The sequence below is a fragment of the Mesorhizobium sp. M4B.F.Ca.ET.017.02.2.1 genome, assembly GCF_003998955.1.
GTDB lineage: Bacteria > Pseudomonadota > Alphaproteobacteria > Rhizobiales > Rhizobiaceae > Mesorhizobium > Mesorhizobium abyssinicae.
The window spans coordinates 1-7,064 of the sequence record NZ_RZOF01000327.1 but is presented as its reverse complement, the minus strand read 5'-3'; the positions used below and the strand labels follow the sequence as shown (position 1 = coordinate 7,064).

8 protein-coding genes, 1 pseudogene and 1 riboswitch are annotated in these 7,064 nt (G+C 63.9%); of the genes and pseudogenes, 1 reads left to right on the top strand and 8 read right to left on the bottom strand.

What is annotated here, in order from left to right; genetic code table 11:
• A partial coding sequence (gene gcvT / locus EN738_RS27870) for a glycine cleavage system aminomethyltransferase GcvT (RefSeq protein WP_127286473.1) occupies positions 1-1,079 on the bottom strand: 1,079 nt, incomplete at its 3' end.
• A 149-nt stretch (positions 1,080-1,228) separates the two neighbouring features.
• Positions 1,229-1,315: riboswitch (glycine riboswitch) on the bottom strand.
• A 186-nt stretch (positions 1,316-1,501) separates the two neighbouring features.
• On the opposite strand from gcvT, the gene EN738_RS27865 reads away from it, so the two are divergent.
• Positions 1,502-2,503 (top strand): hypothetical protein, encoded by a 1,002-nt coding sequence (locus EN738_RS27865; RefSeq protein ID WP_127286472.1) that lies wholly within the window; start codon positions 1,502-1,504, stop codon positions 2,501-2,503.
• Here the strand turns inward: EN738_RS27865 and EN738_RS27860 are convergent.
• The 7 genes and pseudogenes from EN738_RS27860 to EN738_RS27830 form a co-directional block, all read right to left on the bottom strand.
• Positions 2,500-2,952, bottom strand: coding sequence for a GNAT family N-acetyltransferase (locus tag EN738_RS27860; RefSeq protein ID WP_245494755.1), 453 nt, complete (start codon positions 2,950-2,952; stop codon positions 2,500-2,502). The two genes, EN738_RS27865 and EN738_RS27860, sit on opposite strands and share 4 nt — an antisense overlap.
• Positions 2,924-3,715, bottom strand: coding sequence for a molybdopterin-binding protein (locus tag EN738_RS27855; RefSeq protein WP_127286471.1), 792 nt, complete (start codon positions 3,713-3,715; stop codon positions 2,924-2,926). Before EN738_RS27855 ends, EN738_RS27860 begins: the two co-directional genes overlap by 29 nt.
• Before the next feature lies 1 nt (position 3,716).
• Positions 3,717-4,595 carry a cytochrome b/b6 domain-containing protein gene (locus tag EN738_RS27850; protein WP_127286470.1) on the bottom strand — a complete coding sequence of 293 codons (879 nt, stop codon included), beginning with the start codon at positions 4,593-4,595 and terminating at the stop codon, positions 3,717-3,719.
• 102 nt (positions 4,596-4,697) lie between these two features.
• A pseudogene (locus EN738_RS27845) lies at positions 4,698-5,377 on the bottom strand (DUF1345 domain-containing protein).
• Positions 5,378-5,392: 15 nt separating this feature from the next.
• Complete coding sequence (locus EN738_RS27840; RefSeq protein WP_127286469.1) at positions 5,393-5,860, bottom strand: YaiI/YqxD family protein; 468 nt, start codon at positions 5,858-5,860, stop codon at positions 5,393-5,395.
• Positions 5,861-5,924: 64 nt separating this feature from the next.
• Positions 5,925-6,494 carry an S-(hydroxymethyl)glutathione synthase gene (gene gfa, locus EN738_RS27835; RefSeq protein ID WP_127286468.1) on the bottom strand — a complete coding sequence of 190 codons (570 nt, stop codon included), beginning with the start codon at positions 6,492-6,494 and terminating at the stop codon, positions 5,925-5,927.
• 63 nt (positions 6,495-6,557) lie between these two features.
• On the bottom strand, positions 6,558-7,064 hold a 507-nt coding region (locus tag EN738_RS27830), incomplete at its 5' end, for a zinc-binding dehydrogenase (RefSeq protein ID WP_145966950.1).

The following is a 7,064-nucleotide window of genomic DNA, read 5'->3' as shown; positions in this document are numbered from 1 at the left end:
GGTGTGAAGGGCAAGGGGTTGATATCGATCGGGATTTTCGCCCCGCGCACATCGGCGAACAGTTTTGTTCCGGGCTTGGCCAGTGCTGTGTTGACATAGCCCATGGCAACCGGATGGCCAGCCGAGGGGCCGAAACCGCCCGATGTGACATGGCCGGCCGGATTGCCGTCGGCGTCGAACAGGGCAGCGCCCGCACGCACCGGCTGGCGGCCCTCCGGCTTCAGCCCGACACGTTTCTGCGCCGGGCCGCGCTCCAGGATGGCGCGCAGCGCGTCGGCGCCGATGAAGGAGCCGGTCGCCCGGATGTCCTTGGGGATGGCCCACATCAGGGCGGCGCTGGCCGGGTCGAATTCCTCGGTGATGTCCTGGCCGTGCAGGCAGAGCCCCGCTTCCAGCCGCAGACTGTCGCGAGCGGCAAGGCCGATCCACGCGACGCGCTCGTCCTTGAGCAATGTCGCGACCAGATTCCGCGCATCCGCTTCCGGCAGGCCGATCTCGAAGCCGTCCTCGCCGGTGTAGCCGGAACGGCTCATGAACCAGTTTTGGCGCGGCTCGATGCCGTGCATGAACAGCAGCGAGCCGGTCTCGATGCCGGCGCGGGCGAGGGCGGCCCAGGCCTCGGGACCCTGGATGGCGAGGAAGACGCGGTCGAGCGCATCCACCTTTGCCTCGAAATCCCCGGCCAGTGCCTGCAGATGCTTCTCGTCGACGGCTGCGTTGCCGGCATTGGCGACGACCATGAAGCGGTCGTCGCCAAGCCTGGTGATGATGAGGTCGTCGATGATGCCGGCGGCCTCGTTGAGGAAGAAGGTGTATTTCGACTGGGAAATCTCAAGCGCGCCGGCATCGAGCGGGCAGGCGCGGTTGAGCAGGGCAATCGCGCCCGGGCCGCTGACCAGGAACAGCTTCATGTGCGAAATGTCGAACAGGCCAGCATGCTCGCGGGTGTGAAGGTGCTCCTTCATCACCCCGGCAGGATAGGTGAGCGGCATCGACCAGCCGGCGAACGCACCAAAGCGCGCGCCAGCAGCCGTATGCAGATCTTCGAGGGGTAGGTGTTTGGTTTCGTCGCCCGTCATGTCATCTCCAGAGTCGCACGCAATCGGCCGCTGATGGCGACCAGTCCGTGCCCCTCTGTCTGAAGCCTGAGAGACTCGCGCCCCGTAACTCTGTCGGCAGCGCTTACACCTTCGGCGCGGGGCACGAGCCCCGACTTTCCAGAGTGTCTTTCCCGTCTACGGTTCTTTTGCCTGAGAGATTTCGGGCGATTTCCCCTTCGGCGGCAGCTCTCGCTGCTCTCTCCCGCAAACAGGTAGGACTCAGGGTTGAGCCCTCGACTCCTCATCCATAGCCCGTCAACGACACCTTGTCACCTGCCTGCGACATCTTGCTGACAAGTCTTCGCTAACCACGCGGTTTGCCGGTTTTTCAAGACACTGCTGGTATGTTGGGTCGAAAAGACCTTTGGGTCCGGCTACGGCCGGCGGCGACGGGGACAAAAATGGGCGAACTGATCATGAGCGCTCCGGTGGCGGGGCTGACCTCCAAGAACCGAATCACGGCCGAAGACGTGGTGATGCTGCGCCGCGAAGTATTTGGTGACGGCGTGGTAAGCCGTGGCGAGGCCGAGGCGCTGTTCGCGCTCGACCAGACGGCGCGCGACAAATGCCAGGAATGGCCGGCGTTCTTCGTCGAGGCGGTCACCGATTACATCGTCCACCAGGAAAAGCCGACGGGCTATATCTCCGAGGACAATGCCGACTGGCTGATCCGGACGATCTCGCGCGACGGCATGGTCGACAGCCTGACCGAGCTCGAGCTCCTTGTGCATGTGCTGGAGAAAGCCAAATCTTCGCCCAGCCGGCTTTCCGCCTATGCGCTGGAGCAGGTGTCGCATGCGGTGGTCGACGGCAAGGGGCCGCTGATGCTGGGCGGCCAACTGGTTCCGGGATTGGTGGCCAAGGCCGAAGTCGACCTGTTGCGCCGCATCCTCTACGCCTACGGCGGCGACGGCAATCTCGCGATCACCCGCGCCGAGGCGGAGGTGCTGTTCAAGATCAACGAGAGCACGGCGGCGGCCAGCAACGATCCGTCCTGGAACGAACTGTTCGTGAAGGCGATCGCCAATTTCGTCATGTGCTCGGCCGGCTACGAAGCGCCGACGCGCGATGTGGCGCTGCGCCAGGAGAATTTCCTCGATGCGGGCGAGCCGGGCATCGGCGGCTTCTTCGGCCGCATGGTTTCAGGCGGGCTTGCCGGCATCATGGAGGCCTACCGCTCGCCCGACGATATCGAGGCCGATTGGGAAGCCAGGAACCGGGCCGTCGAGGCAATGGCCCGCCGCGCCGAGACGGTCGACGCCGGCGAAGCGAAGTGGCTGGCGGAGCGGATCGGCCCGAACCGGCCGCTCAGCGAGAACGAGCGCGCGCTGCTGTCGCTGATCAAGCACGCCTCGCCGGAAATCCATCCGGCACTGAAGCCGCTGCTGGATAAGGTCGCCTAGGCGGCGACCGTCCTGCAGAGAATGATGTTGGAATGGCCTTCGGGCCACCCGGCGAATTCGCCCATACGCTCGAAGCCCGCCCTCTCGTAGAGACCCGGTGCCTGAAAGTCGTGCGTTGCGACCCAGATGCGTCGAACTCCTCTCGCGGAAGCCTCGGCTACGAAGGCATCGAGCAGCTTGCTGCCATGGCCAAGACCTCGACAGGCCTCGTCGACCCACATCAGCTTTAGTTCGGCGATCCCCGCCCAGGAATGGCCTGCGGCGATGCCAATCGGGCGTCCGGCTGTGTCCCGCAGCAGAAAGACTAGGCCGCGATCATCGTAGCGGCCTGTCAGACGCCGGTTGTCGCCGTCGAGACGTTCCTCAATGGCGTTGAGCTCGGTCGGCCCAAGATCGTGCTCGGCCCGCAGGCGAGGAAAATCAAATCCCGCCATACCAGTCGTAGCCATTGTCTTCCCAGTAGCCGCCGCGACCGCCGCCGATCGCGGCGAAACTGTCGACCAGTTCGATCTTGTAGAGATACTTCGGCATCTTGTAGCCAAGCTGGCGCTCGACGCGTACGCGCAGCGGCGCGCCGTTCTCGACCGGCAGCGGCTTGCCGTTGACGCCGTAGGCGAGGATCGTCTGCGGGTGGCGGGCATCGATCAGGTCGATGGTGCCGTAATATTTGACGTCGCCCGAGAGGCTGCGGTCGATCGTGTCGAGGCAGTGGAACATGACATAGCGGGCCTGGGGTTTGACCACCGCCTGGTCGAGAACCAGGGACAGCGGCGTGCCGGTCCATTTGGCGATGCAGCTCCAGCCCTCGACGCAGTCGTGGCGGGTGATCTGGGTGCGGCTCGGCATGTTCTGCAGCTGCTCGCGGGTGAGCGACAGCGGTTTCTCGACGAGGCCGGAGACCTCGAGGCGCCAGTCGGCGAAATTGTTGGCAAGCAGGCCCTTGTAGGTGTCGTCGTCGGGCGCGGTGACGCCGTTCGGCCGCTGAGGCTGGCGGATGTCGGCCTCGGTGAACTCCTGCGCCAGCGCGTCGCGGCCGGCGAGCAGGCGCTGGGCCCGGTATGTCAGGCCATTGGCATTCTCGAGGAAGCTGCGCAGACCGCCGCCGATGCCAAGCCCGCCGTCGAAGGCATCGCAGCCCGACAGCGCGATGCCGGACAGGCCGAGACTGGCGGAGGTGAGGAATTTCCTGCGGTTGATTTGAAACTTGGCCATATCAGGCGCTCCTCTCGGACGAGCTGTCGTCATGCGCCGGCGGGTCGGTGCGGTACCAGCCGGTGATGATCGAGCGCAATTCGTTGATCGGGCCGGCGGCGAGGATCATCAGCATGTGGATGATGAAGAAGCCGACGAGCAGCACCATGACGGTGAAGTGGATGGTGCGCGCCGTCTGCCGGCCGCCGAGCACATCATTTAGCCAGGGCAGCACCGAATTCATGCTCGGCGACATGGCGAGGCCGGTGATGATCATTAGCGGCAACAGCACGAACAGCACGCCGCCATAAGCCATTTTCTGCAGCGTGTTGTATTCGCGCGTGTGATGGAACTTCAGCTTCGCGTGGTCGACGATGTCCCGCGGCAATCGCCGGAGATCGTCGAGGCGCGGGGCGAGATCGCGCCTGACATGGCCGTTGATCAGGCCGGCGACCAGCCAGACGAGCAAGGTGGCGGAGAGCACCCAGGCGAAGAAGAAATGAACGACGCGGGCGGTGCCGAGATCATAGTAGGAGGGGATCGTCGCCCAGGACGGGAAAGCGCGGGGCGACTCCTGTCCGGGCGGTCCGGACCAGCCGAGCACGCCGGTCGTGTCGAAGTGTTTGCCGAAGATTTCGGTGTAGCCGCGCGGACCCTGGTCGGTGTTTTCGGCGCCGATGGCGAAGATGGTGTTGTTGTAGCCGAAGCCGGATTCCTTGCCGATATAAAGCTGGGGGCGGGCGTTGAATATCTGCAGGCCGGAAAGCAGCATGAAGAACAGCGCGATCGCCCAGAGCCAGTGGGTCAGTCGCGTCCAGCGGGACTGGCGGTAGATCAGCGTCGCGTCCTTCGATGCGGCTTGCGCATCGGCGGCGGGCTCGCTCCTGGCAACGGTTTCCATCGTCCTTCGTTCTCCCGGCCTTGTAGCTCTTCGTTCTCCTCCCAATACGTCGCCAGCCAAAGCGATGTTTCATCCGATCACGGATTTATTACGGGCAAGCGGTCAAGGACTGCTCAGGCTGACGGCGAGATTCACCGCCACCGCGACGATCACCGTGTTGAAGAAGAACGACAGGATCGAATGGATGAGCACCACCTGGCGCATGTGCGAGGTGGTGATGGCGGTGTCGGCGGTCTGCGCGGTCATGCCGATGACGGTCGCAAAATAGAGGAAATCCCAGCCCTCGGGACGCTTGTCGCCGGGGAAATCCAGACCACCGACCGGAACCTTCTTCTTGGTGGCGACGTCGATCTCTTCGCCGTTCATCCAGTAGACATGCGCGTAGTGGAGCGAGGCCATGGCGTGGATCGTGAACCAGCCGAGCGGAATCGACAGGATGGCGAAGCTGAGCTCGAATGGATGCGCGGCCTCCTTCTGGTTGATCAGATGGAACAGCGAACGGTGGCGACGCCGACGATGAAAAGGGTAACCGCAAAGATACCAAGTACCGGGAGATCGGTAGCGCGCGCGTTCTTGCTGAGATAGCGGCCGGTAAGCCTCGGCATCAAGGCGAGGACGAGAATGATGTAGGTGGCAAAAAAGACATTCGCGCCGATCGAATAGGCGAGCGGCACGCGCAGCAGCGAGGCCAGCAACAAAGCGACAATGCCAATGGCCGCCGACAAAGCGAACTGGATATGCGGATGCATCGGCGTTTTGACGGATGTGTCGTCGTCACCCATGGCCCGGCCTCCAGATCAGTCCGGTGTGGCGGATTTCAGCGCCCGCCGCAAGATGCGGTCGAGTTCGCCAAGAAAGCGCGAGCGGTCCTGCGGCGTGAACCCGGCATTGTAGCCTTTGCTTTCACCAGTCTCGCGCAGATGCTGCTTGAGGTCGCGCATCGCCACCGCCATGCCGATGGTTTCAGGCGTGAAGGGACGGCCGGTCGGGCCCAACACATGCGCGCCGAGCGCCACGGTGCGCGCGGCAAGCGGGATGTCGGCCGTCACCACGATGTCGTTGGACAGTGCATTCTCCACGATCCAATCGTCGGCGGCATCGGCGCTCTTGGATACAACGACGTTGCGGATCATCGGATCGCGCGATGGGCGCAGGCCGCCATTGGAGACATAGGTGACCATGACGCCGTGGCGCTCCGCCACCTTCTCGACCTCCGCCTTGACCGGGCAGGCGTCGGCATCGACGTAGATGATGGGTGCGGGCATCGTCCCTCCAAAACGAACATGGGGCCGGTTTTGACCGGCCCCATGGCAGAAATTCTCGAACTTGTCAGGCCGGCAAGGCGCCGGACTTCTTGGCCGTCCAGGTGGCGATGTAGTCCATCAGGCCGGGGTTGAGGCAGTCATAGGGTTCGAGCCCGATCGACTTCAGCTGGGCGCGGATACCGTCCATGCGTTTCGGATCGACACCGGATTCGATGATCGAGGAGACGAAGGCGGTGAAGCCCGGAGGCGACCAGCCGTCCTCCTCGAAACGCTCGGGATGGATGAAGCTCAGGCCCTTGAACGGATGGTCGCGCTCGACCGGTCCGTGCATGTGGACGCCGCAGCCGGTGCAGGCATGGCGCTGGATCAGCGCGCTCGGATCGACCACTTTCAGCTTGTCGCCATTCTCCACGACGGTGACGTCGCCGGTGCCGGCAACGGCCACGACGGAGAAGATCGCGCCCTCGGGCTTCCAGCATTTGGTGCAGCCGCAGGCGTGGTTGTGGGCGATCTGGCCCTTGACCTTCACCTTCACCGGCTTGCTGGTGCAGGCGCAGACCAGCGTGCCGCCGGAGAAGCTCGCGCTTTCCTTGGGCAGGCCATTGTCGATTCTAGGATGCAGTTTTTCCGGCATTCCATTCCTCCCATGTTTCACCACAGAGGTCGCTGGCCGGTAGGCCGGCGGCGTGCGGCTTCCTCAGTAAACCACGACACTGCGGATCGACTTGCCCTCATGCATGAGGTCGAAGCCCTTGTTGATGTCCTCCAGCTTCAGCGTATGGGTGATCATCGGATCGATCTGGATCTTGCCCTCCATGTACCAGTCGACGATCCGCGGCACGTCGGTGCGGCCGCGCGCGCCGCCGAAGGCGGTGCCCATCCAGGTGCGGCCGGTGACCAGCTGGAACGGACGTGTCGAAATCTCCTGGCCGGCGCCGGCGACGCCGATGATGACCGATTTGCCCCAGCCACGATGCGAGGCCTCGAGCGCCTGGCGCATCACCTTGGTGCTGCCGGTGCAGTCGAAGGTGTAGTCGGCGCCGCCGATCTGGTCGGCGCCGCGCTTGGTCATGTTGACCAGATAAGGCACGATGTCGCCGTCGATCTCCTTCGGATTGACGAAATGCGTCATGCCGAACCGCTCGCCCCACGGCTTCTTGTCGTTGTTCAAATCGACGCCGATGATCATGTCGGCGCCCGCAAG

Bases quoted from the DNA above. Each gene is read 5' to 3' on its own strand.
- EN738_RS27865 (WP_127286472.1), top strand. From the start codon at position 1,502: ATGGGCGAACTGATCATGAGCGCTCCGGTGGCGGGGCTGACCTCCAAG.
- EN738_RS27860 (WP_245494755.1), bottom strand. From the start codon at position 2,952: ATGGCTACGACTGGTATGGCGGGATTTGATTTTCCTCGCCTGCGGGCC.
- EN738_RS27855 (WP_127286471.1), bottom strand. From the start codon at position 3,715: ATGGCCAAGTTTCAAATCAACCGCAGGAAATTCCTCACCTCCGCCAGT.
- EN738_RS27850 (WP_127286470.1), bottom strand. From the start codon at position 4,595: ATGGAAACCGTTGCCAGGAGCGAGCCCGCCGCCGATGCGCAAGCCGCA.
- EN738_RS27840 (WP_127286469.1), bottom strand. From the start codon at position 5,860: ATGCCCGCACCCATCATCTACGTCGATGCCGACGCCTGCCCGGTCAAG.
- gfa (WP_127286468.1), bottom strand. From the start codon at position 6,494: ATGCCGGAAAAACTGCATCCTAGAATCGACAATGGCCTGCCCAAGGAA.